Annotated in this window: 15 protein-coding genes; 5 read left to right on the top strand and 10 right to left on the bottom strand. The window is 60.3% G+C overall.

Going from position 1 to position 24,796, the window contains the following annotated elements; translation table 11 throughout:
- Positions 1 to 6 precede the first annotated feature (6 nt).
- Both OU694_RS07370 and OU694_RS07365 read right to left on the bottom strand, forming a co-directional pair.
- The gene (locus OU694_RS07370) at positions 7 to 1,632 is read right to left on the bottom strand and encodes a solute:sodium symporter family transporter (protein ID WP_308910333.1); all 1,626 of its coding nucleotides are present in this window, start codon (positions 1,630 to 1,632) and stop codon (positions 7 to 9) included.
- Between the two features lie 120 nt (positions 1,633 to 1,752).
- A complete protein-coding gene (locus tag OU694_RS07365) occupies positions 1,753 to 2,616 on the bottom strand; it encodes a MurR/RpiR family transcriptional regulator (RefSeq protein ID WP_308910332.1) in 864 nt (287 codons plus the stop codon).
- 153 nt (positions 2,617 to 2,769) lie between these two features.
- Between OU694_RS07365 and OU694_RS07360 the strand changes: the two genes are divergently transcribed.
- The gene (locus OU694_RS07360) at positions 2,770 to 3,885 is read left to right on the top strand and encodes a Gfo/Idh/MocA family protein (RefSeq protein ID WP_308910331.1); all 1,116 of its coding nucleotides are present in this window, start codon (positions 2,770 to 2,772) and stop codon (positions 3,883 to 3,885) included.
- Positions 3,886 to 3,906: 21 nt separating this feature from the next.
- Here the strand turns inward: OU694_RS07360 and iolE are convergent, their stop codons facing one another.
- Genes iolE through OU694_RS07340 form a run of 4 tightly spaced genes read right to left on the bottom strand, consistent with a single transcriptional unit; the run spans position 3,907 to position 9,401 of the window.
- Positions 3,907 to 4,803, bottom strand: a complete 897-nt coding sequence (gene iolE, locus OU694_RS07355; RefSeq protein WP_308910330.1) for a myo-inosose-2 dehydratase — start codon at positions 4,801 to 4,803, stop codon at positions 3,907 to 3,909.
- Positions 4,796 to 6,652 carry a 3D-(3,5/4)-trihydroxycyclohexane-1,2-dione acylhydrolase (decyclizing) gene (gene iolD, locus OU694_RS07350; protein WP_308910329.1) on the bottom strand — a complete coding sequence of 619 codons (1,857 nt, stop codon included), beginning with the start codon at positions 6,650 to 6,652 and terminating at the stop codon, positions 4,796 to 4,798. Before iolD ends, iolE begins: the two co-directional genes overlap by 8 nt.
- Positions 6,649 to 8,592 carry a bifunctional 5-dehydro-2-deoxygluconokinase/5-dehydro-2-deoxyphosphogluconate aldolase gene (locus OU694_RS07345; protein ID WP_308910328.1) on the bottom strand — a complete coding sequence of 648 codons (1,944 nt, stop codon included), beginning with the start codon at positions 8,590 to 8,592 and terminating at the stop codon, positions 6,649 to 6,651. Before OU694_RS07345 ends, iolD begins: the two co-directional genes overlap by 4 nt.
- Entirely contained in the window at positions 8,589 to 9,401 is an 813-nt protein-coding gene (locus OU694_RS07340; protein ID WP_308910327.1) for a 5-deoxy-glucuronate isomerase, read from the bottom strand. The genes OU694_RS07345 and OU694_RS07340 overlap by 4 nt, the downstream gene beginning before the upstream one ends.
- Before the next feature lie 152 nt (positions 9,402 to 9,553).
- Between OU694_RS07340 and iolG the strand changes: the two genes are divergently transcribed.
- Positions 9,554 to 10,543: an inositol 2-dehydrogenase gene (gene iolG, locus OU694_RS07335; RefSeq protein ID WP_308910326.1), complete on the top strand. Its 990-nt coding sequence runs from the start codon at positions 9,554 to 9,556 to the stop codon at positions 10,541 to 10,543.
- Positions 10,544 to 10,658: 115 nt separating this feature from the next.
- Here iolG and OU694_RS07330 read toward each other — a convergent pair whose 3' ends face one another.
- Positions 10,659 to 13,469: a TonB-dependent receptor gene (locus OU694_RS07330; protein WP_308910325.1), complete on the bottom strand. Its 2,811-nt coding sequence runs from the start codon at positions 13,467 to 13,469 to the stop codon at positions 10,659 to 10,661.
- A gap of 282 nt (positions 13,470 to 13,751) precedes the next feature.
- Between OU694_RS07330 and OU694_RS07325 the strand changes: the two genes are divergently transcribed.
- Positions 13,752 to 15,812 (top strand): phytase, encoded by a 2,061-nt coding sequence (locus tag OU694_RS07325; protein WP_308910324.1) that lies wholly within the window; start codon positions 13,752 to 13,754, stop codon positions 15,810 to 15,812.
- 77 nt (positions 15,813 to 15,889) lie between these two features.
- Here the strand turns inward: OU694_RS07325 and OU694_RS07320 are convergent, their stop codons facing one another.
- Both OU694_RS07320 and OU694_RS07315 read right to left on the bottom strand, forming a co-directional pair.
- Positions 15,890 to 16,696 carry an inositol monophosphatase family protein gene (locus OU694_RS07320; RefSeq protein WP_308910323.1) on the bottom strand — a complete coding sequence of 269 codons (807 nt, stop codon included), beginning with the start codon at positions 16,694 to 16,696 and terminating at the stop codon, positions 15,890 to 15,892.
- Between the two features lie 3 nt (positions 16,697 to 16,699).
- On the bottom strand, positions 16,700 to 18,046 hold the full coding sequence (locus OU694_RS07315) for an MFS transporter (RefSeq protein WP_308910322.1): 1,347 nt from the start codon (positions 18,044 to 18,046) through the stop codon (positions 16,700 to 16,702).
- A 576-nt stretch (positions 18,047 to 18,622) separates the two neighbouring features.
- Here OU694_RS07315 and OU694_RS07310 point away from each other — a divergent pair.
- Positions 18,623 to 20,545 carry a TonB-dependent receptor plug domain-containing protein gene (locus OU694_RS07310; protein ID WP_308910321.1) on the top strand — a complete coding sequence of 641 codons (1,923 nt, stop codon included), beginning with the start codon at positions 18,623 to 18,625 and terminating at the stop codon, positions 20,543 to 20,545.
- 171 nt (positions 20,546 to 20,716) lie between these two features.
- On the top strand, positions 20,717 to 23,971 hold the full coding sequence (locus OU694_RS07305) for a WD40/YVTN/BNR-like repeat-containing protein (protein ID WP_308910320.1): 3,255 nt from the start codon (positions 20,717 to 20,719) through the stop codon (positions 23,969 to 23,971).
- Between the two features lie 71 nt (positions 23,972 to 24,042).
- Here OU694_RS07305 and OU694_RS07300 read toward each other — a convergent pair whose 3' ends face one another.
- Complete coding sequence (locus OU694_RS07300; protein WP_308910319.1) at positions 24,043 to 24,663, bottom strand: TetR/AcrR family transcriptional regulator; 621 nt, start codon at positions 24,661 to 24,663, stop codon at positions 24,043 to 24,045.
- Positions 24,664 to 24,796 lie beyond the last annotated feature (133 nt).

The raw sequence follows: 24,796 nt of genomic DNA, 5'->3' as shown, positions 1-24,796 counted from the left end.
TCCGGTTCATTGGGCTAGGGCGATATAGAAAACGAGTGTGATGGTTATGATGACAATGCTCGCGAGCTTCAGGTGCCGCCAGGGTGTCATGTCAACCGGGGCAGGGGCCTGCGTCGCAGCAACGACGGGCGCGGCGCCGGGGATGAGCCGGCTTACGGCGGCCATCAGCAGGGTAACGATCACGAAGACAAGCCCCAGGAAATGCAGGAAATGCAGGTCTTCGGTGACGCCAAACAGGGCGCGTGCCGCTGCCTGCGTCTCGGCCCCGAAGGCAAAGACGAGCAGATAGAAAAGCACCGGCCCTACAATCAGTCCGGTGCGGGCAGCACGAGCGGTGACAGTGCGGGTCAGCAGGCCGAGCAGGATGACGGCAAGCATGGGGCCGAAGAAGGTGGCGTTGATCTTCTGCAGGTAATTGAAAAGGCTGCCGGAGGTATCGATCAGGGGCGCCATCGCCATGGCCGCGAGCGCAAGGACGACGCTGCACAGCTTTCCAGCCTTCACCAGATCACGTTCCGATGCGCCACTGCGGATCAGTGTCTTGTAGATGCCGTGGCTGAACAGGGTGGCGGAACTGTTGAGCACGCTGTTGAAGGTGCTGAGGACCGCCCCGACCATCACGGCAGCGAAGAAGCCGACCATGGCATCGGGCAGCACGGCCTTCACAAGGGTCGGGTAGGCCATCAGATAGTTTTCAGGCGCAATCGTATCCTTGAACATGTGAAAGGCGATGACACCGGGCAAGACGATCACAAACGGCCCGAGCAGCTTGAGGGCTGCGGCGATCAGGACGCCTTTCTGGCCTTCGGCAAGGTTCTTGGCACCAAGGGCCCGCTGCACGATGGACTGGTTGACGCACCAGAAGAAGATCTGGTTGACGATCATGCCCGTGAACAGCACGCCGAACGGCAGGAACGAGCCGGGCTCGTCGCCGGTGATATCGAATTTGGGCTGTTCTTCCGTGTAAACAGTGGCGAGGCCTTCAAGCGGGTTGCCATCGCCGATCATCATGAGGGCGAGCAGCGGGATCATGAGCCCCGCAATGAGGAAGCCGACGCCGTTTACCGTATCCGAGATGGCCACCGCCTTGAGCCCGCCGAAGATGGCGTACAGCGAGCCGAGCGTGCCCACGCCCCAGACCATCATCCAGATCGCGGCCGTTTGCGAGATGCCGAACGTGTCGGCCACGCTGAAGAGGCTTTCAAGGCCGGTGGCGCCAAAGAGCAGCACAACGGGCAGGATCGCAAGAATATAGGAAAAGAGGAACAGGCCCGAGGCGATCACCCGCGTGCCTTCGTCATAGCGCGAGGCGAGGAATTCCGGGATGGTCGTCAGGCCCCGCTGCAGGTACCGCGGCAGGAAGAAGACAGCCGTCAACACCATGGCGAGCGCGGCCGTCGTTTCCCATGCCATCACGGCAATCGTATGGTTGAAGGCGTCGGCATTGAGACCGATCAGATGCTCGGTCGACAGGTTCGTGAGCATCAGGGAACCGGCGATCACCCAGCCCGTGAGGCTGCGACCGCCCAGGAAATAGGCGTCGGACGTTTCCATTCGGTCGTGCCGGGTTTTCCACCAGGCGATGAGGGCAACAAGCCCCGTGAAAGCAACGAATGATACAAGTGACAGCATCGGTCCCCCTCCCCAGGAAGATGACGCATCACAAATGAATTTAAATTCCATCTGCATGCATTATCAGAATTGTTATTCTGACTGCGAAGGGGTGTCAAGACAAAGAGGGGCAGATTCCTGTCAGGCGTTTTCGCCTGCCGTTTCGCGGTCAAGGCCGAGCGCGATCATCAGCGCCTGGGCAAGGCACATGGTGCCGGCAACGGTACGGAATCCACTCACCTCTACCTTGTCGCTAAGGAAATAGACATCGCTCAGTTTCACGATGGGGCTGACAAGACGGTCGGTGAGCCCCACGACCTTGGCGCCGTTTTCCGCAGCCTTGTGGGCAATGCTGATCACCTGATCCGAATAATTGGGGAAGGTGACAACAATCACGGTATCTTCCGGGCCGATCTGGTTGGCCTGTTCAGGCAAGAGGCCGCCCACACCATCCAGAAGGTAGGTCGGCACATCCAGATTGCGCATCATATAGTAAAGATAGATGGCAACAGGGTAAGACCGGCGCTGGCCCACTACATACACATGCCGTGCCTTGTTGATATAGCCGACCGCTTCGTTGAGCTTGGCCTCAGTAGCATCGGCCCGAAGCGCATTGATGGCATCGATATTGGCATCGATGAAAACGTTCAGCACCGGATGGTCGCTCGACGCCGTGTCTTCGGTGCCTTCCTTCAGTTTCTCGATCCGGTGGGAATAGTTGGCGGAGTAACCGGGCAGTTGCTGCACAAGGCCGCCCCGGAAGATGCGCTGGATTTCGGAAAAGCCGTCAAAACCCAGTGCCTGCGCGAAACGGATGAGACTTGAAGGCTGTACCTCGATCTTTCCGGCGATTTCGGCGGCGGTATCAAGCGCCGTGTCGATCGGGTTATCGAGGACGAAACGGGCGATCTTCTTCAGTTGCTTGCTGAGGCCGTCGAACCGGCTGGCGAGATAGGCGTTGAACCCGTCGACGTCCTTGATCTGGCCTTTTTCCATGCTGGTCATACGGTCTGTGCCTCCGGTTGCGCCTGAATGCCGTTTCAATGGAATTTAAATTCCCGTTTCAGAATTTACTAGCTGCTTTTGATTTCAGAATGTAAATTTTCATACCGGAACCACCATTCCGATGGTGTGGGCGTCCCAAGGGGAGGGGAAATCTTGAGAGACATAAGGATCGGCCTTATCGGCAGCGGCTATATCGGCAAGACGCATGCGATTGCCTATCGCACACATACAAGCGTGTTTGGCGGTCCTGCCAATCCGGTTTGTGTGGCCGTGGCGGACGACGGCGACGCGCGTGCGGCTGATGCTGCCCACCGGCTTGATATCGGCAAGGCTTACGGTGACTGGCGTTCGCTGGTGGCGGATCCGGACGTTGATGTGGTGGCGATTGCCACGCCCAACAGCCTGCACCGGGAAATGGCGCTCGCGGCCATCGCAGCGGGCAAACATGTCTATATCGAAAAGCCGCTGGCACTTGATGCCGCTGAAGCGCGGGAGATCGCGGCAGCCCTCAAGGGCAAGAATCTCGTCCATATGCTCGGCTACAATTATCTGTGCAATCCGATGATCGGCACGCTGAAGGCGATGATCGATGCCGGCGAGCTGGGCGAGATCGTGCATTTTCGCGGGCGCCATAACGAGGATTATATGGCCGACCCGAACGTGCCGTTCGGCTGGCGTTGTTCACGCGCCCTTTCCGGCAGTGGCACAATCGGCGATATGGGCTCGCACCTTATTTCCATGGCCCTGCATCTGGTGGGGCCCGCGGCCGTTATCGCTGGCGATATCCAGACAGTGATCCCGACCCGCAAGGATGCGAGCGGCGCTTCCCGCGCGGTCGAGAACGAGGATCAGGGCCACGCCATGGTGCGCTTTGCAGGCGGCGCCATGGGTGTGTTCGAATCCAGTCGCGTGGCGCAGGGCAAGAAGCAGGGGCTGGCGTTTGAGATTGTCGGCACCAAAGGTAGCGTTGAGTTCGATCAGGAGCGGATGAACGAGTTGCGGCTGTATGAAGCCGGCGCGCCGGTTGGCCGCCGCGGCTTCAAGACGCTGCTGGTGGATGGTTCCTGCCCCGATTTCGCACCCTTCTGTCCCGCACCCGGTCACGGCCTTGGCTATAACGACCTGAAGGTGATCGAAGTGAACCGCCTGATGAAGGCGATTGCCGAAGGTGCGCCAGTGCCGGTGGACGTACACAAGGCGTGCGAAATCGAGGACATCATCGATGCCTGGCTGCTTTCAGCCGAAGAACGGCGCTGGATTGATCTTTAAGCGAGTGCCCGAAGGCCGGGCTCATGCGAGCCCGGCATCCTTGGCGTATTTGACAAGCGCTTGATAGCCTTTGCGGGCATATTCAAGCGGATTGGCCTTGGCGGGGTCCTGTTCGGCCTCCACAACCAGCCAGCCTTCGTATTCCGCGCCTTTCAGCACATCCATCACCGGTGGGTAATCGACCATGCCGTCGCCCGGCACGGTGAAGACGCCTTCGGTGACGGCCTTGAGGAAGCTCCAGTCGCCGGCCTTGGCAGCGGCGAGGACGCCCGCCCGCACATCCTTGCAATGGACATGGGCAATGCGGCTGGCGTGGCGTTTGGCAACGGCAAGCGGGCTGCCACCCGCGTAGGTCAGGTGCCCGGTATCAAGAAGCAGGCCGACCTTGTCGGAAGTACCCGCCATCATCCGGTCGATCTCGGCCTCGGTTTCGATCACGGTGCCCATATGGTGGTGATAGGCAAGTGTCAGGCCGCGCGCGGCCACATGCTCGCCCATGGCGCTGAGGCCATCGCAGAAGCGGTTCCAGTCGCCTTCCGCAATCACCGGGCGGGCACCGAGGGCAACATCCTCGCGCCCGTGGATGCAGTTGGTTGTCTCGGCCCAGACCACGACCTTGCAGCCCATATCAGCCAGCAGCGAAAGGTGCGCCTCAAGCGCAGCCTTCTCGTCGGCCACCGAACGCAGCAGGAGTTCGGACGAATACCAGCCGGAAATCAGCGACAGTCCATGTTCGGCAAGGATCGGCCGCAGCACATCTGCCTGACGGGGGAACTTGTGGCCAAGCTCGATCCCGCTGTATCCGGCGAGGGCCGCTTCGCTGAGGCAAACCTCAAGCGGTGTGGCGCCACCAAGCTCGCGCTTGTCATCGTTGGACCAGGCAATCGGGTTTGTCCCGAAAGTGACCTTGTTAGCCATCTATTCTCTGCTTTCTCTGTTGTGCCTTGTGTTCGTCAAGGCGTTGTTCGTATCCGTCATGGCCGCCCGTCTCGATGACCGGCACATCCCACCAGTGGCCACCGATGCCGGTGCTGACACGGGGGTCGGTTGAAAGGACGAGGACGCTGGACCTGTCTGCCGCGCGGGCGCGGGCGATGGCGGCGGCGAGCGACGAGACGTCAGGTACATTTTCGGCAATCGCGCCAAGGGCGCGGGCATGGGCCGCGAAATCTATCACCGGCCGTACGCCGTCGATCCGGGTGCCGGCGTCAAAGAGGTTGTTGAAGGCGCTGCCTGTGGTCGCGTTCTGAAGCCGGCTGATGCAGCCGAAGCCGCCATTATCCAGAAGTATCAGGATGATTTTCTGGCCCATCAGGACGGAAGTGGCGAGTTCGGAATTATGCATGAGGTATGAACCATCACCCACCATCACGAACACATCGCCGTCCGGTCGCGCCATCTTGACGCCAAGGCCGCCTGCGACCTCGTACCCCATGCAGCTGAAGCCATATTCAAGGTGATAGGTGCCAACCCCTTTCGAGCGCCAAAGCTTGTGCAGTTCGCCCGGCAGGCCACCGGCAGCGGCAACGACCATATCCCTCGGGCCTGCCACCGCGTTGACGGCAGAAAGCACCTGCGCGTCGGTCGGCAGAGTGTTCTGCTGCGCCGTCACGATGGGCTCCACCGCCTTCAGCCAGTCGGCCTTCGCCTTGGCGATGGCGGCGGCACGGATATCCTTGCCTGCGGGTGTCGTCATCGCACCGTCCAAGGCCTCAAGGCCCAGCAAGGCATCGGCCACCAGCGGCTGGGCGCTGTGCTTGATGGCGTCGAAGCTTGCTACATTCAATGACACGAACTTCACGTCCGGATTGGCAAAGAGGCTGCGTGAGCCGGTAGTGAAATCGGAAAGCCGGGTGCCGACCATCAGCACAACGTCTGCCGTGCGGGCGAAACTGTTGGCCGCTTCGGTGCCGGTGACACCGATGCCGCCTACCGCACACGGGTGATCGTCGACGAGCGCACTTTTGCCCGCCTGCGTTTCGGCGACCGGGATTGCGTGCTTGGCGGCGAAGGCAGCGAGGGCTTCGCACGCACCGCTATAGTGAACCCCGCCGCCCGCGACGATCAGCGGTGCCTTCGCTGAGGAAACGAGGGAGGATGCAACGGCCAGTTCGTGAGCGTCGGGCCCTTGCCGGCGCAGCCGGTGGCGGCGCGGCTCGAACATGGCGGCGGGATAGTCGTACGCCTCCGCCTGCACGTCTTCCGGCAGGCACAGGGTGACCGGGCCGCAGTCGGCTGGGTCGGTCAGCACCCGCATGGCCTGCGGCAGGCTGGTGATCAGCTGTTCGGGCCGCGTGATGCGGTCGAAATATCGGCTGACGGGGCGGAAGCAATCGTTGGCGACCATCAGGGGATCGCCGAAATTCTCGATCTGTTGCAGCACCGGATCCGGCCGCCGGTTGGCGAACGTGTCGCCGGGCAGCAGGAGGACGGGCAGACGGTTGACATGGGCGAGGGCCGCTGCCGTCACCATATTGGTGGCGCCGGGGCCGACCGATGTGGTGCAGGCCATCATCCGGCGGCGCGCGTTGGCCTTCGCGTAGGCAATGGCGGTGTGGGCCATCGATTGTTCGTTATGGGCCCGAAACGTTGGCAGTATGTCCTTCACGCTTTCAAGCGCCTGACCGAACCCCGCCACATTGCCGTGGCCGAAGATCGCGAAGACCCCGGCAAAAAGCGGTGCCTCGCTGCCATCGTCCAGTAGGCTGATCTGGGCTGTCAGGTAGCGGGCGAGGGCCTGCCCTGCGGTGAGCCGGATGGTCGTCATGCGATGGCCTCTTTGCGTTCGGTGATCGTGGGGCGTGCTTCTGCCCAGACTTGTATCAGACGGTCATACCGCGCGGCTATCTCTGCGATTGCCGCGTCGTCATCGATCTGTCGGGCGAACCAGCGCCGTGCCACATCGCCGAAGATGGTGCGGCCGACCGCGAAGCCCCGGCAGATATCGTGGCGCGCCGACTGTGCGATGGCGGCCGCGATCTCTTCCTCGGGGGCATCCAGCCCCAGAAGCAGGATACCCCGGCAGTTCGGGTCGTAGCTGTCGATCATGCCGGCGAGATTATCCCACTCACGGTCGTCCAGCGGCGGCGGCAATTTCCACCAGTCCGGATAGATCCCAAGCTTGTAGATGCGGTCGATGGCGGTGGCGATGGTGTTGCCGTCGCGCGGCATCGAGGCGGGCGGGATCACTTCCACCAGCAGTTCGTGCGACGTGGCGCGGCTCGCGGCAGCAAGGCGCCTGAGCTGCCTGTCCTGCTCCAGAAGCATGCCGGGCGTATCGTCCGGGTGATAGAAGACGAGGCATTTCACGCAGTGTTCCTGCGGCCATTCGCGGAGCGTCGCCATCACGCTGTGGCCGCCTTCGAAGGCAAGCGGACGTGAGCCCGGAAACTCGATGGGCCGCCCGATCCAGGCGCCGGTACCGCTGGCCTTGGCAAGCGCATCTTCGCCGAAGCGCCCGTCACAAAGGATGCCGAGGCCGCGCCCGTTGCGTTTCTCGCGAACGCTATTGAAGGCATCAAGGCAGAGGAGCTTGAATTCGGCGATCTTGTCCTCGCCCAAGCTCTCAGCCTCTGCCATGTCATGCAGTTGCTTGCGGTGATCGAAGGCGAAGGCAAGCACCTCGTCATAGCGCCGCGTGCGGGTGCTGGACCAATGAAGCTGTTCAAGCGCTGCATCCTTCCGCAAGCTGAATTCGGGGCTGCCCTCACGGATGAAGGTCAGTGCCTCGGCGTAGCTCGGGATCGCCGGGGCGCAGCCGTGGCGGGAGACGACAAGCGCCCCGCAGGCGTTGGCAAGCTGGCCGCATTCATACCAGCCGGCCCCAGCCACATAGCCGCGCATCAGGCCGGACATGAAAGCATCACCGGCGCCGAGCACATTGAAAACCTCGACCGGAAAGCCCGGAACGACAAGCCCCCCTTCGACCTTTGTCGGAATGTCACCTGTATAGACGGCGCATCCGTCGGCCCCGAGCTTCAGCACGAGCACGGCGCCGGTCTGTTTGCGGATCGCCTTCAAGGCCTCGACCGTATCGGTGGAGCCACCGGCGATGTGAAACTCTTCTTCCGTGCCGACGATCACGTCGCAAAGCGGCAGGATATCCCTCAGGGTTTCAGTCACTCGTTCCGATTCGACAAAGCGATTCTCGCCGAGCCCCTTGCCGGTCAGCCCCCAAAGGACAGGGCGATAGTCGATATCGAGCACCACTTTGGTGCCGTTGCGGCGGGCGAAGGTGATGGCGGCGTCCGTGGCGCTGCGGGTGCCGGGTGTCGAGATATGCGTGCCGGTGACAACCACGACCTTGGCGGACGCAATGAAGGGCTCGTCCACATCATCGGCGCATAGGGCCATGTCCGCGCAATTCTCGCGGTAGAAGATCAGCGGAAAAGTTTCCTTGTCGCGGATGCCGAGGATGACAAGTGCTGTCAGCCGGTCGGGATCGGAGCGGAGATGCGAGACATCGACCCCTTCGCGTATCAGCGTTTCGCGGATGAAACGGCCCATATGCTCGTCGCCAACGCGGGAGAGGAGGGCGCTTTTCAGGCCCATCCGCGCAGTGCCCACTGAAATGTTCGTGGGGCAGCCGCCGACATATTTGGCAAAGCTCGTCATGTCCTCAAGCCGGCCGCCGACCTGTTCGCCGTAAAGGTCGACGCTCGAGCGACCGAGGCAGATGATATCCAGTGTCTTCACGGGCGGCGTCATTCGTCGAGTCCCTTCGGGTGCCAGATCTGGGCATCCTTGTCCATTGTCCAGGCATGTTCCGGTTTGAAGGTCGGAATGCCATAACGGTTGCCGGGCAGGTGACGGATCACCCAGGCATAATACATGCCGTAGCCGGGGGCTGAGACCTGCGCATGCGTCTTGCCGTCCAGAATGCGCACGGTGTCGCCGTGGCGCAGCTTCAGTACATCATCATCGAGTTCGCCGTGGCCCCAGCCGCGCGGATCGGTGAAGCGGTAGTGATAGATTTCCGGCTGGTCATGATAGTGCGGGGGGTAGGACGACCAGCGGCCGGGCAGGGTGACCACCTCGCCAAGCACCAGCTCGGCGTCGGGCGAGGAGTTGGTGTCGTCGAAAAAGGTCCGCACGATCCTGAGGCATGCGCCACCGACCTGACCCTTGCCCCGAAACTCGTCAGCACCTTCCGTTGGGTCATAGACTTCGAGCGGGAAGCTTTTCTCGTTCGGGCATTCATAGACCGTGAATTCGCAGTCGGTGACTGCCTCAATCGAAATTTTCGTTCCCTTGGCGCCGTGCACGCAGCCACCATGCTGGTCAAAGAGGCTGTCGCGCCACCAGTCGAGCGTTTCACCGCCGATGGTGATCTTGGCAGCCCCTTGCATCAACAGCCATGCCTGTTCGTGCGCGAAGGTTTCCGAATGGCTTTCGCCGGCCTTCAGGCGCAGGACGGCAAAGCCCATCCCTGTGGGTTCGTCCGGATTGCGGAAGTCGGTTATACGGGTCAGGCCGAAATCGAATCCCGACCTGTGATTTGTGATATGTTCAGTCAACGGATGTCCCCTCAGTCCTTCCTGCAGCCTTCCCCCTCGGTCGGCGACAGGAATGATAGCGATTCCTTAAACAGAATAATTATTCCGTTTGATATGAAGGTCAAGAATATATATTCTGTTTGTGAAATTTAGAGGGTAAGGAGAACCACTTAATGACCCATTCTGTCTGCGTGATCGGTGCCGGCCGTATCGGCCGCATTCACGCATCCAACTTTGCTGCCCTGAAAGGAGCGGCTGTCCGCTATGTGGTGGACCCGGTAGCCGAGGCTGCAGAAGCGCTGGCTTCTGCAGTTGGCGCCCGCCCGGCGAGCCTTGAAGAAGCGCTTAAAGACCCTGCGGTACATGGGGTTGCCATCTGCAGTGCCACCAGCACCCATGCCGACCTGATCGAAAAGGCGGCAGCCGCCGGCAAGGCAATTTTCTGTGAAAAACCGGTGGCGCTGGATATGGAGCGCACGCTGAAATCCGTGGAAGCTGTGAAAAAGGCGGGTGTGCCGCTCTTTCTGGCTTTCAACCGGCGTTTCGACCCGCAATTTGCCGCCCTTCGGAAAGCCATCGATGGCGGTTCCATCGGCAAAGTGGAAATGGTGCAGATCACCAGTCGTGATTCGGCTCCGCCACCGGCGAGCTATGTTGCCACCAGTGGCGGCCTCTTCAAGGATATGATGATCCATGACCTTGATATGGCCCGCTGGCTGCTGGGCGAGGAACCGGTGCTGGTGTCGGCGGTCGCGAGCTGCCTTGTCGATCCGGCGATCGGCGCTGAGGGTGATGTGGATAGCGCCGCCGTGACGCTGCAAACTGCATCCGGGCGCATCTGCCAGATATCGAACAGCCGCCGGGCCGTTTACGGCTATGACCAGCGGATCGAGGTGCATGGCAGTGACGGACTGGCGCAGGCCGGTAACGTGCTTGAGAACACCGTGCGCATTTCTGGCGTGAAAGGCACGACGGACGCCCGGCTCCTTGATTTCTTCCTTGAGCGTTACGCAGGCGCGTATAAGGCCGAAGCAGCACACTTCCTTGAGGTCATGGAAGGCAAGTCGAAGCCGCTCGTCAGCGGTGACGACGGCATTCAGGCGCTGAAGCTCGCCGAGGCGGCGGCGAAATCGCTGGCAACCGGGATGGCTGTCGCTCCCTGATCGATCTTCACTACCGCGACAAAAAAGAGGCAGGCCGATTGGCCTGCCTTTTATATTGCGGGGACCGGGAAATCCCCAGGGAAAGAGGCCGCCCCGTGGGGCGGCACCTTTTTCTTCAATATTTGGCGGTAATGCCGAAGCTGCCGGTCCAGCCATAGTCTTCGTACTGGCCCGGGAAGCGCTTGTTCGCAAAGTAGGAATGGAACGGGCGACCGTTGATATTCTGGATCTTGAAGGCGAGCTTCACATTGTCCGTGATTTCATAGTCAGCAGTGAAATCGTAGGAAATGTGGGCATCGACATAATTGTCGAAGGCCGGGTCTTCAGGGTCCAGAATCTCCGCCAGGTATTTGCCCTTGTAGGCAACCGCGAAGCGGAAGCCGAGGCGATCCTTCTCATACCCGAGCGAGGCGTTGAAGATATGCTTTGACTGGTTCGGTAGCGGCATGTCGCGGTCACCGAGGTCGAGGTGGGCCTTGCCGTCAGCGTAGGTATAGTTGACGTTGGCAAGCATCCCGTCGAACGGTGCGGGCAGGAAGCTGAACTGCTGTTGCAGCGAAACTTCAAAGCCCTTCAGTGTGGCGCTCTCACCGTTGATCTTGGTGATCGCCACATTGAAATCCTCATATTGGCCCGGCACACCGCCAAGATCGGCCGTCACGATGAAATTCTTGATGTCCTTGTAGAAGGCCGCGAAGGAAATCATCGTCAGGTCACCCGGATAATATTCGAATGACAGGTCAAGGTTCTTGGAGCTGTAGGGGTCGAGATCCGGGTTGCCGAAGCTGCCCTCAAGCTCGCCTTCCTCGATGGCGCTTTCATAGATCGGCGCCACATCGTTGTAGTTCGGGCGGGCGATGGTGCGGCTGGCGGCGGCGCGGATGATTACCGCTTCCCCGGCACTGTATTTCAGGTTCAGGCTCGGGAAATAGTCGGTGTAGCTTTTGCTCGCCGAAACGGGAGAAATCTCCAGCGTTTCGTCATCCTCGTTCACTGAAAGAAGATGGCCATCGGCGCTGAACTTGGTGTGTTCCACCCGGACGCCGGCAACGATCAGGAGCGGGTCGAAGTCCGCCTGACCCATGACGTAACCAGCCGTCACATTCTCGCGGATTTCGAAGTCGGCAGCGTTGCTGTCGATATAGGTATCTTCATCATTGATGCCGAACGAACCGTTGTTGGCATCGAAGAAGCTGCGAATGCCCGGAATGTTGGCAAACGGCCCCACATTGGCAAGGCTATAGTCCAGCGTGGTCGAGAGATTGTCGTGGGCGAGGGTATAGTCCTCGTCGAAATCGTCATAGACCGTGTTGGTTTCGTCCGCCGTCTTCTTGTTACGGGTCGATTTCGCCCCGAACTTGATGAAGGCAGGCACATCGCCAGCTGTGAAGTCATACTGGAAATTGCCAGCGAAGGTCCATTGCCGTTGGGCATAGTCGCTTGATTCCAGCCCGAACTCATCCAGCTCATAGGCGTCCATATCGGCAATGGCGTCCATGTCGCTTGCGATGATCTGCATCACCTTCGGATTCTTGTCCGAAAGCTGGTAGCCGACCGAAAGGTCGTCATCAAAGTCGCCTTCCCACGCGCTTTCGAGGTTGCTGTAATTGTCCTTCGATTTCGAGTAGGCCGCCTGATAGTCAACGGTCCAGGCGTCGGTCATGTGTTTGGCGCCAAGATTGAGCGACATCACGGACTGGGTTTCGGTCCGGTCCTTCGTCGATTTGCCAAGCTCGTAGGTGCCGTTGTTGGCAAGCGCACTGGTCGCCGAAAGGCTGGTGAATTCCGGATCATCGAATTCGAAGTCGGTCGCCGAGCGGCCTTCGGTGTCGGAGAAACGGCTATAGATCGTGTGCAGATACACTTCGCTGTGGCTGGCGATGCGATAGTCGATATTGCCGACCAATCCCACGCGTTCACGGCTGATCCGGTACGGGCGCTGCGAAACCTCGATCGGGATATAGAATTCCTGACCGCCGAATTCCGCCGTATCCCAGCCTTCGCCGTTCTCGGCATTGTCGGAGCCGAACTTGCGGTCAAAATAGTTGCCGGCGACGGCGATGCCGAGCTCGTTTTCCTCACCGACCTTGAAGCGCTTCGAAGCCGAAAGTGCGGCCTTGGGCGACAGTTTGTTCATCAGGTCGTTGTAGCTGCCTTCGACCGTAGCACTGACGAAGGTGTCGGCGCGGTCGAACGCGTTGAAGGTTTTAACCTCGACCGTACCGCCAACGGCATCGCCGTCCATATCCGGTGTTATGGTCTTTTTCACCGTGATGCCGGAGAGAAGTTCGGACGCCACCACATCAAGCGATACTTGGCGGGCATCGGTTTCGGCCGACGGCATGCGAATGCCACCAATGGAAACAGCGTTGAGGTTCGGGTCGGCACCGCGAATGGTGACGAAGCGCCCTTCGCCCTGGTCGTTCACCACCGATACACCGGCGATACGGCGTGCGGCTTCCGATACGTTCTGGTCGGGGAACTGTCCCATGGAATCGGAAGTGATCGAGTCGCTCACCACCGCCGCCGAGCGTTTCAGGTTGAGGGCATTCAGGGCGCGCGCCTTCTGGCCGACGACCATGATTTCCTCGAACTCGCCGACGGCGGAGGAAAGCGCCACATCGACCGAAACGGTCTGGCCGGCGGATACGGTCACTGTCTGTGTCGCTGTTTCAGCGCCGATATAGCTGACTTCCAGTGTATAGGTGCCGGCGGGCAAATCCCGCAGACGGAAGTCGCCATCTGCGCCCGTATTGGCCTGAATGCCAAGTTCACGGACCTTCACGATGGCGCCCCGGAAACCGAGGTTCGAGCCCGCGTCGATCACGCGGCCGGTGACCGAACCGCGGCCCGTGGCGTCACTGATGGCGGTGTTGCCCTCCGCTGCGTCCTGCGCCATGACCGCGGCGGCAGGCGCCAGGGTCAAGGTCAGGCAACTGCAGAGCAGTGCATTTAGTAAGCTGTTCCTGTGCATTTCATCTCCCCTTTTCCCCTCGCGTGGCCGCACTGCGGCTTGCCGGGTGTCTATATGGATGAGCCTTCCCCAAGGCCCAAAGGCGGTCACTCCCCAGTGCCGCTCTCGCATACAATATAGAATTTAAATTCCTTTGTTAAATGAAAATAGAAGATTTGTTGCTTTTTTCTTGAAATGTGGCGGATTGCCTGCCATATCGAGTGCAGGGCAGGGAGTGAAAAAGGGAGAAAATCAGTGCCTATCGGTAACTATATACGGTCGTCGACCCTCGTCGCAGCGCTCGCAGGAACCTGTCTTTCAGCTTGTTCCGCCGAGCAGCCGACGCAGTCGGGGCCGAGTCGTTCGCTCGTGAATGTGGCTGCTTCGGCCGAAACCACCCCCTCGCGCACCGAAAGTGCAGGCATTGCCCTTCTGTGGGGCACAGGGGCGAACGCGCGAATCTTCGGTGCGGTTGAAGATGGTGTGGAAGTTTATGGCCGCGACGGGGGCTTCAAGACCTCGTTCGGCGGTGGCAAGGTGGAAGGCCTCGCCCTTGTCGGCGACATGCTACTGACACTTGATACCTCGTCGCTGGAACTGCAGGCGTGGAAGCTGGATGCAAGTGCGCCTGACGCTGCCCCCTCGGCCCTGATGGATAAGCCGGTGAAGGCCGGGCGCCTCCTTGAAGGCATGTGCGCCTATAAAAGCGACCTTGACGGCGCGACCTATGCTTTCCTCCTCGGCAGTGATGGCATTATCGAGCAGTGGCAGCTTGAAAAGGCAGATGGCAAGGTCGCTGGGCGCCAGATCCGCACCCTGCAGCTGGGCACGGAACCGAAATTCTGTGTGGCCGATGCCTGGACGAATTCCCTTTATGTAACGGAAGAAGCCGTTGGCATTTGGCGTTTCGACGCCAACCCGGAAGCCGAAGTGGTGCCGAAGCTCGTCGATGTCCGTGATTTCGGCAACATCAAGGGCGAAGTCGCGGGCCTGGCGCTCGTGCGGGATGCCGACGGCAAGGCCGTGCTGCTGGCGGGTGATGCCGGTGCCGCGCACGTCAATGTCTATGACCTCAATGCCGGCAACGCCTATCTGGGCAGCGCCGTGATCGCGGAGCAGGGCGGTATCGACGGCGTGGACGATCTGGGGGACGGTATTTCCTATGCCGATGGCACCCTTCTCGTTGCCGACAACAGCAATGATACTGGCGCCAACTTCAAGCTGATTGACTGGCAAGGCGTGGCCAAGGGGCTGGACCTTGGCAAGCGGCAGGCGCTGGGGCAGGACCGCCCGGTCGAGTTCGACTTCAAGCCGGTTTCGGCCAGCGTGGAAACCGCGCCAGTGGTGAATGACGGTGACGCGGCGGATGACCCGACCGTGTGGCTGCACCCTGATGATCCGGCGAAAAGCCTTATCCTTGGCACCAACAAGAAGGGCGGACTTTATAGCTATACGCTGGATGGTGCTGTGCACCAGTATCTGCCGGTCGGCAGGGTGAACAATGTGGACATCCGCTACAATGTGCAGATCGGCGGCGCCCCGATGACGCTCGTCACCGCCACCAACCGCACGGAAAAAAGCATCTCCATTTTCCGGATGGATGAAGCCACCGGCAAGATGGAAGACGTGTCGGACGGCGTGCAGGAAACCACCATGTCGGACCCTTACGGCATGTGCATGTATCAAAGTGCGAAAGACGGCAGCACCTATGTGCTCGGGAACGACGCAGATGGCACCGTGCATCAGTGGAAGCTCATCGAAGGCGCGCCCGGCAAGGTGAAGATCGAAGAGGTTCGCAAGTTCCCGGTCGGCAGTCAGGCCGAGGGCTGTGTGGCCGATGATGAAACCGGTGCCTTCTATATTGCCGAAGAAGACGTTGCCCTTTGGAAATATGGCGCCGAGCCTGAAACCGGCGATGCCCGCACCATGGTCACGTCCGTCGATACCAATCCGGCGCTCAAGGACGACCTTGAAGGCGTGTCGATCTACTATGGCCACGATGGTACCGGGTATCTGGTGCTTTCAAGCCAAGGCAACAACAGCTATGCGGTGTTCGACCGCAAGGCCCCGCATGCCTATATCGGCTCCTTCACCGTAGTGGCGGGCGATGGCACCGGCATCGATGGCTCTTCGGAAACCGACGGGCTTGATGTGACGGCCGCCCCCATGGGCCCGGCCTTCCCGCACGGCGCCTTCATCGCGCAGGACGGTCGCAACATCGCACCGGAAGAACACCAGAATTTCAAGCTTGTGCCGTGGGAAGATATTGCCACGGCACTGGGGTTGGACAAGCCGTCCGACCGATCCTCGCGCTGACACGCGGGGCCACAAGACTACGGGCTCGGGAATATTCCCGAGCCCGCTTTTTTATGCCTTGAGGGTAGAAAAAAGGCTCAGCGACGTGCCGCTTTGGCTTCTTTCAGGATGCCCAGCAATTCGTCATGGACCGCGCCGTTGGTGGCGAGGATGGCGCCGCCATCGATGGTCCAGTCATCGCCCGAGGGATGGCAGAAGCGTCCGCCGGCCTCGGCCACGAGGATCGTGCCCGGCGCCATGTCCCAGGCTGACGTGCAGCGTTCCCAGTAAGCGTCCCAGCGCCCGGCAACGGTAAAGGCGAGATCAACCGACGCCGCCCCGGTGCGCCGGATACCGCCCACCCGGTGGGTTAGCAACTGCATCTCGTGCATGAACAGGTCATGGTCGGGCTTGCCTTCGAAGGGAATGCCGCAGGCCAGCGCTGCTTCTGAAAGGTTGTTGCGCTTTGAAACCTGTATGCGCCTGCCGTTGCAGAAGGCGCCCTTGCCCTTTTCTGCAGCATATATCTCATCAAGGGCCGGCAGATAGATGACCCCGGCGATCACGTCGTTCCCCCGGGCAAGCGCCACATTCACCCCGAAAAGCGGGGTGCCATGCAGGAAGTTTGCAGTGCCATCCAGGGGATCGACAATCCAGCAATGATCGGGGTCGGAGCCTTTCACCAGGCCGCCTTCCTCGCCGAGGAAGCCAAAGGAAGGCTCGGCCGCAGCAAGCAGGGTGCGAAGGGTTTTTTCGGCGCGCTCGTCGGCGGCGGACACGGGGTCGGCCGGCCCCTTGCGGCGAATTTCGAGCGTGTCGAGCGTCTTCTGGTCTTCCATGAGGCCGGCGCCGGCCGCACGGGCGGCGTCGATCATGGCTTGCAGATGGCGGGACGGGTTCAGCATGGATCAATCTCTCAGGCGGGTGCGCCACAGGCTTGCGGCAAGAAGGGTTGAAAGGACGGACGAGCCGATCCAGAACAGGATGACGGCGTCGAAATCATAGTGGCGGACACCTTCAGTGATCGTCATGCCATCATTGATCAGGATACCGGACACATGCTCCTGCACGGCGGCGCCAATATAGCTGAACACCCCGATCACGCCCATTGCAGCCCCGGCCACCCGCTTGGGGCATATGTCCACGGCGAAAAGGCCACCAAGGGCGGTCACAAGGCCGGTCATGCCAAGGCCGAAAAGCAGCACGGCAATCACCATCACCGGCATGCTATCTGGCCCGTAGAACAGGAGAAGAAGCCCGGCGATTTCCATCAGTGCGAACACAAGGTTCGCTGGCGGGCGTTTCGCATTGAAGAATTTGTCGGACACGAAGCCATAGGCAATGGCCCCGGCGATCCCGGCGAGCGTGCTGATCATCAGGAGCGTGCCAGCCTCGGGGAGTGTCAGGCCCCGGTCTTCCTGCAGATAGAGGACACCCCATGAGTTGATGGCGTAGCGGGTGACATAGTTGGTGGCACTGGCGAGCGCCAGAACCCAGACCGCCGGCAGCTTCAGGATGGCAATCTGGGTGCGGAATACCGAGGCTGCGCCTTGCGTGGGGCTGGTGCTTTCATAATGATCGTTCTTCCAGTCAGCAACCGTGGGCAGGCCAAGCGAGGCGGGCCGGTCCTGCAGCAGGCGCCAGGAAACGAGCGCGACAGCGAGGCCGATCAACCCCGGCCCCCAGAAACCGGCACGCCAGCCGAGCAGGGCAACAAGCGATCCGACGACAAGAAAGGTGAGCCCCTCGCCGATGGAATGGGCGGTGCTCCAGATCCCATACATGCGGCCGCGCTCGTGGTTTGAAAACCAGTGCGTCATGGCGACCACACTCCCGGGTGCCCCGAAGCTCTGGAACCAGCCGTTAAGACCCCAGATAAGGACGGCGGCGCCCACGGCGCCAACAAAGCCCATGGCGATGTTACAGAGCGCCGTCATCAGGAAAAAGAGCGCCAGCACGCGCTTGATATTCACATGATCGGCCAGAAAACCGTTCGTCAGCTTGCCGATGGCGTAGGCATAGAAAAGCGCCGATCCGATCAAGCCCAGATCATCCGGTGTGAAAATACCGTTGTCGATCAATGGCTTTTTGACGAGGCCAAGGGCAAGCCGGCAGGTATAGATGATGCCGTAGCCAAGCGTGATCGCCAGCATCACCCGCAGCCGGTGCCGCTTGTACAGGCGGTCGATTTCCGACTTGTCGGTCAGTGGCGCGGTGGCCGGCAGCGGAGCAAACAGATTGAAAATGCCAGCCACGGGTTCCTCCATCATACTTGGCTGCACGCAGCCAATCCCTTCCCGTGACCAGAATGCAATTTAAATTCTGATCGTCAATAAAAATAAAATAAATATTACGTTTTGAGGCAGGGAAGGCGCTGTCTCGATGCTGGGCAACGGCACAAATGGCTTTTCCGTTTCACCTCTTCGGCCTTTGCTGCGCCGCCTGCGCTGGTTGTGGCTGGAAGAGAATCCCGCTACCGTGCGCGGTGGTGGCTTGGTCGGGATTGCGCAGCGTCTGCTTGTTGCCGCAATCACCGGGCCGATCAGGGGGCGGGTGCCTGCTAAACTTTAGGTGTGCTTCTGCTGGTGGCCGTAATTCATTAATCAGGTTTGATGGTCCGTCTTCAGATTCTGAGAGACGGAAAAGTGCCGCTTCATCATACCTGCCGAGCCTTCGGTGCAGTCGGATAAACAAGGAACAGTATTCGCTATATGGGTCGTTCGTGTATCTCAGATCTTCCCGGGAGACTATCAGCAACCACCGCATCTGGCGCGGTTGTCTCCTGCGTTCTGGTGTCGGCACTGATGGCACCACCGGCCCGGGCGGCAGAGGTGACGACATCCAGTCTTGAGGAAATCAGCGTTCTGGCTGTCAGGAGCGAAGATCGCGCTCTGCAACCCGCCCTCAAGCTTGACGAACAGCATTTCAGGCGGACGGTTCCCACCGACTTTACCGAGGTCTTTCGCGGCGTCATGGGCGTGGGGGTCAGGACCAATTCCCGCGGGGAGGCCGTCCTCCGCCTCCGGGGTTCGGAAGAGCGTCAGACCCAACTCTATATCGATGGCGCACCCATCAGCGTGCCGTGGGACGGCCGTGCCGACCTGTCGCTGTTCCCGGCGAGCCTGATCCGGCGGGCTACTATCATCAAAAGCGCCGCTCCCATAGAATATGGTGCCAATGCCGTGCTTGGTGTTGTCGATATCTCCACCCTTGCGACGGGGGATGACTTTACACTGAGCGCCCGGAGCGAGGCAGGGACCCACGGTTCCTATCTTGTGGAAGGCGAGACCTATGTGCCGGTCGGTAATGTGGGCCTGCAGTTTGGCGGCAACCATTTCAGCCGCGATGCCATCAGTGTGGCGGACAGGAAAGCCATTCCGTTCGATCCGCTTGCGGGCGACGGGCGCACCAACACCGATCTGACGAGCACCAGCTTTTTTGGCGCTGCTGCGCTTGAGGAAACGTGGGGCACCTTGCGCCTGTCCGTAATGGATATCGACGCGGACAAGGGCATCGCCGCTGCCGCGCATCTGGACCCCGCCGAAGCCAGCCCCCGCTTTTGGCGATATCCCGACTGGCACATGCGGCAGATTGGCCTCTCCGGTGATATCAGGCTCGGGGAAAGCACAAATCTGCGTGTCAACACATGGCACCAGCGGTTCAGTCAGGCGATCGTATCTTATAGCGACGTCACCTATAGCGTGGCGGAAGACCAGCAAAACGATCAGGATCGCACCTATGGCGGTCGGCTGGTGCTGGCCACAGATTGGTCGCACATGACGACCCGTCTGGTTACCTCCCTGCAGCAAAGCACTCATACCCAGTTCGAGACGGATCTTTCAAATGGCGTGGACGGCGACGTTGAGCGTTTCCGGCAGCGTCTCTATAGCATCGGCGGCGAAGTGGATGTGCCCCTGGGCGAGACGGTCAAGACCTCGGTTGCCTTTGCCTATGACCGGTCATCGACGCCGCTGACCGGCGGGCGGCCGACGCAGCCGGCGATCTCGAAATGGGCGGCAAGCGGTGCAACGCAGTGGCTGGCGTCAGATGAGCTTACAATCACAGCGACGCTTGGGCTGCGCACGCGGTTCCCCACCATGCGCGAACTCTATGGCACGGCACTCGGCCGCTTTCTCCTCAATCCCGACTTGAGGCCGGAAACCGCACTTGTCGGGGACCTGAGCTTCGAGTGGGCACCGCAAGCACTACCGCTGCAACTGTCGCTCACACCGTGGTTCACGCGCATCAGCGATACGCTTTCGCAGCGCAGGGTGATGGTGGACGGCGTCTCGCTCACTCAGCGATATAATCTTGAAGGTTCTCGCGGATACGGTATCGAGGCCGGCGCGATCTGGCAGGTGTCCGAGGCGCTGACACTGGAAGCCAGTGCCTTGTGGCAGGATCTCAATGCTGACCGGGACGAGGATGGCAACCGTCCCACCCTGTATCAGCGCCCGAGGGGGCAACTGCTTTTTGCCGTCAATCATACATTCACAGGCGGTGCCAACATGCGGGTCGAGATGAACCATACCGGCCATGCGTTTGACGAGAACGAGGACGGCAGCGTCGCCCGGCTGGACGGCTCGACCGAGTTTAACGCGAAATTCTATATCCCTCTGAAAGAGACCGGTCTCGGCGTGTGGCAGTTCTATGGCGCCTTGAACAATATTACCGACGCCCTGATACTGCCCCAGCTTGGCCTGCCTGAGGCCGGCCGGTCTTTCAAGGTCGGCATCCGGTTTTCGGGAAACTGACGGTGACGCGTACTGCAAGTGTGCGGCGCCGTAGATCATAACAAAGGTTTAGAGGATGTGTTTTGTTATTGTGTAACAAAACACATCTGACTGAAGTGACTTTTCGATGTGGTTGGGAAGCCGTTTCCCAAACGAAAATGCAGTAGAACAGACACGAATTGGGGGGAACCTATGAAACTCGGAATGAATGTTGCCATCGCAATGATGCTCGCGGCCACGCCGGCCATGGGCGCGCAAGATGATAAGCCGATGTCTGCCAAGACGTTCGAAGGGCTGAAGGTTCGGAACATCGGGCCGGCCTATATGTCCGGCCGCGTTGCCGATATCGCCGTTGACCCGGCCGACCCGAACACATGGTATGTGGGCATCGGCTCCGGCGGCGTATGGAAAACCGTCAACGCGGGTACCACATGGACGCCGATTTTTGACAATGAAGCGGTTTATTCCATTGGCGATGTGACGCTCGATCCGAGTAACCCGAACATCATCTGGGTGGGGACGGGTGAGAATAATGGTGGCCGCCATATCGCCTTCGGGGATGGTGTCTACAAGTCCATGGACGGCGGCAAGACCTGGAAAAACATGGGCCTCGGCAAGTCCGAACATATCGGCGACATCATCATTCATCCGACGGATTCGAATACCGTCTGGGTATCGGCACAGGGCCCCTTGTGGTCCAAGGGAGGTGAGCGCGGCCTCTTCAAGACAACCGACGGCGGCAAGACCTGGCGCAATGTCCTTGAAGGCGATGAATGGACCGGCGTTGGCTCCGTGGCCATTGATCCCGAGAACCCGAACAAGCTCTATGCTGCCACCTGGCAGCGCCAGCGCACGGTCGCGGCGCTCGTGAACACCGGGCCGGGTTCGGCGCTTCATACGTCTGACGATGGCGGCGAGACCTGGGTGAAGATGACCAATGGCCTGCCGACGACCAACATGGGCAAGTCCAGCCTCGTTGTGTCGCCGATGAACCCGAATGTGGTCTATGCGGCGATCGAGCTGGACGAGCGTAAGGGCGGTATCTGGCGTTCCGCCGACAAGGGCGCAAGCTGGGAGAAAATGTCCGACATGGTGGGTGGCGGCACCGGTCCCCACTATTATCAGGAACTCTTCGCGGATCCGCATACCTTCGACATGCTCTATATGTCGAACAACGCAAGTGCGGTCTCGAAAGATGGCGGCAAGACATGGGAAACCATGAATGTGAAAAACCGCCATGTGGACGACCACGCCTTCGCCTTCCATCCGACTGACCCCGATTTCATCCTTGTGGGGTCTGATGGCGGGCTCTACGAAAGCCGGGACGACATGAAGACCTGGCGTTTCATGCAGAGCATCCCGGTCACCCAGTTCTACAAGATTGCCGCAGACGATGATTACCCCTTCTACAATGTGTATGGCGGCACGCAGGACAACTCGACCCAAGGCGGCCCGAGCCGCACCATGCGGGCGGAAGGGATCAAGAATTCCGACTGGTATCTGATCCTTGGTGCCGATGGTCATCAGCCTGCCACCGAACCCGGCAATCCGGATATCGTCTATGCCCAGTGGCAGAAAGGCAGCTTGACACGCCACGACCGCAAGCTGCGCGAAAGCACCTTCATCCAGCCCCAGCCCAAACCGGGCGAGCCGGCCGAGCGGTTCAACTGGGATGCGCCGATCAATGTGTCGACCCATGATCCGAAGCGACTTTATCATGCCTCGCAGCGCCTGTGGCGGTCCGATGATCGCGGCGACAGCTGGACCCCGATCTCGGGCGATCTGACCCGCAACGGCAACCGGTTGCACATGCCCGTCATGGACCGCACCTGGGGGCCGGAAGCCGGGTGGGATCTCTATGCCATGTCCGACTATCACACCATCGCGAACGTGGCGGAAAGCCCCGTGGACGAGAATATCCTCTATGTCGGCACGGATGACGGTCTTATTCAGGTGACGACCGACGGCGGCCAGAACTGGACCCGCTACGAGATTGGCAAGATCAAGGGCGTGCCCGCGAACGCCTATGTGAACGATATCCGCGCCGATAATTTCGATGCCAATACCGTTTACGCGGCGCTCGATAATCACAAGGAAGGCGACTACAAGCCGTACCTGATCAAGAGCACCAACCTCGGCAAGAGCTGGCAACTGATCACCGGCGGCCTGCCGGAGAAGACCCTCGTCTGGCGCATCACGCAGGACCATGTGAACAAGGATCTCCTGTTCCTTGGCACAGAGTTCGGTCTCTATTTCACGGTTGATGGCGGTGCACAGTGGATCGAACTGACGGGCGGCGTGCCGACCATCTCGTTCCGCGATGTGCGCATCCAGCGCCGTGAAAACGACCTCGTTGCCGGCAGCTTCGGCCGGGGCATCTTCATCCTTGACGACTATAGCCCGCTGCGCAGCATCAATGCGGCCGCTCTTGAGAAGGAAGCATTGCTGTTCGCGGACCCGGAGACCCTGCTTTATGTCGAGGACGAGCTTCACAGCGATAGTCAGGGTGACGACCAGTGGGTGGCAGAAAACCCGCCCTACGGCGCGATGCTGACCTATTATCTGAAAGACAGCTTCAAATCGGCCAAAGAAAAGCGTGTCGAAGCTGACAAGAAAGCCGTTGAAGCTGGCAAGGGTGTGCTGTTCCCGGCGTGGGATGTGCTTGAAGCGGAACGCCGCGAAGAAGGGCCCGCCGTTTTCGTGACCATCAAGGATGCGACGGGCGCCATCGTCCGTCACGTGCCGGCCACGAACAAGAAGGGCGTCCAGCGGGTTACCTGGGATCTTCACCATGCGTTGAAAGAGCCCGTCACCAACGAACCGCAACCGTCATGGTATGGCGAGCCCAAGGGCGTCAGGGCGTTGCCGGGGCAATATACCGCTACGCTCAATCTTCGTGAGAATGGAGCGATCAGGGAATTGGCAGGTCCGGTCGAATTCAAGGTGACCGAATATATCGACCCGTCCCTTGAAAGCCCGACGCTGCAGGAAGCGCAAGCATTCCAGGAGCGGGTGGTCAAGGCGGAAGCAGCCGTCAAGGCGGCCAGCATCACGATTGCCGATCTGCAGAAGCGGCTTGAAGGCTATCGGACGGCGCTTGACCAGACGTCCAACAGGGATGCACTGGAAGCCCGGTTCGCTGCCATTCGTGCGGAGCTCTTCAGCCTTGAGGAAGCCATCGACGGCCAGCGGTCGCGCGACCTTATGGGGGCAACGCCCGCCACCATCAGCAGCCGGGTCGGTTTTGCCAAGTTCAGCAGCTCGACAAGCTATGGCCCGACGGCCCAGAGCCGTGAACAACTGGGCTATGCGCTTGAAGCATTCGAGGGTGTCAAAGCTCGCCTCGAAACGCTGATTGGCGGTACGGTCCCGGCCTTCGAGAAGGCACTCGAAGAGGCAGGCGCGCCCTGGGTACGCGGATCGACCAGCTTACCTGACCTGAACTGACGCGGGCTCCGGCCGAGCGTAAACAGCATGCATCCCCGGACCACCTGCGGCAGCTGGTCCGGGGAATGAGGTCAGCGCTGCAGGTCCATGATCGCCAGTTGCTGCATGCGGGCGGTTTCGGCGAGGACCCTGTCTCGGTCCAGGCCACTCCCGGCATGGAGAAGTTCGGTTGCGACATAGCCGAACTCGATAAGCATGCGGACGCGGTGCCAGATAACGTCACGCGGGATATCGGGCAGGGAAGGTGCGAACGCCTCGGTCAGCGTTTCCGTCACGATCCGGTGCGATTCAATGCGGACATGATCGAGGCGCGGCGTTGCGTGCAGGGCGCGTTCGATCCAGATGCCGCCCGGTTCGGCCTCGGTTATCTCCGCCGTTTCGCGCAGCAGTTCCTCAAGGCTGGCGGCATAAGCATCGATGCCCCCGCCTGCGTGGCGTGCCAGCCAGCGCATCAGGGCTTCATTCTGCCGTTCCATCAGACGTTCACCGAGGGCGACGAGGATTTCATACTTGTCTGCGAAATAATAATAGAGGGCAGGCGGCGTGACGCCGGCGCGCTCGCAGATCATGTTGGTTGAAATCCGCTCCACTCCGACTTCCGACAGCAGGATGCCTGCCATGTCCAGAAGGCGGTCGCGCGTGGAGCGGCGTACCTTGCCCTGGCTCGGGTTTTCTTTCTTCGCTCTGGCCAACACTGATTTCCTTCGGGCATTCGGCGGCTTGTTGCCGGGGCTCAACACAGGCCCTCGGGATTGTCCTGTCTTGGGCTATTGCAAAATTATAGTCATGACTATAATCTAGCATCAGCTGCAAACTGGGGCAAGG

Origin of the sequence: Pseudokordiimonas caeni (genome assembly GCF_026719705.1) — a bacterium.
Lineage (GTDB): Bacteria > Pseudomonadota > Alphaproteobacteria > Sphingomonadales > Kordiimonadaceae > Gimibacter > Gimibacter caeni.
Note: the sequence above shows the minus strand (reverse complement) of the source record. Positions and strands in the feature narration are given on the sequence as shown.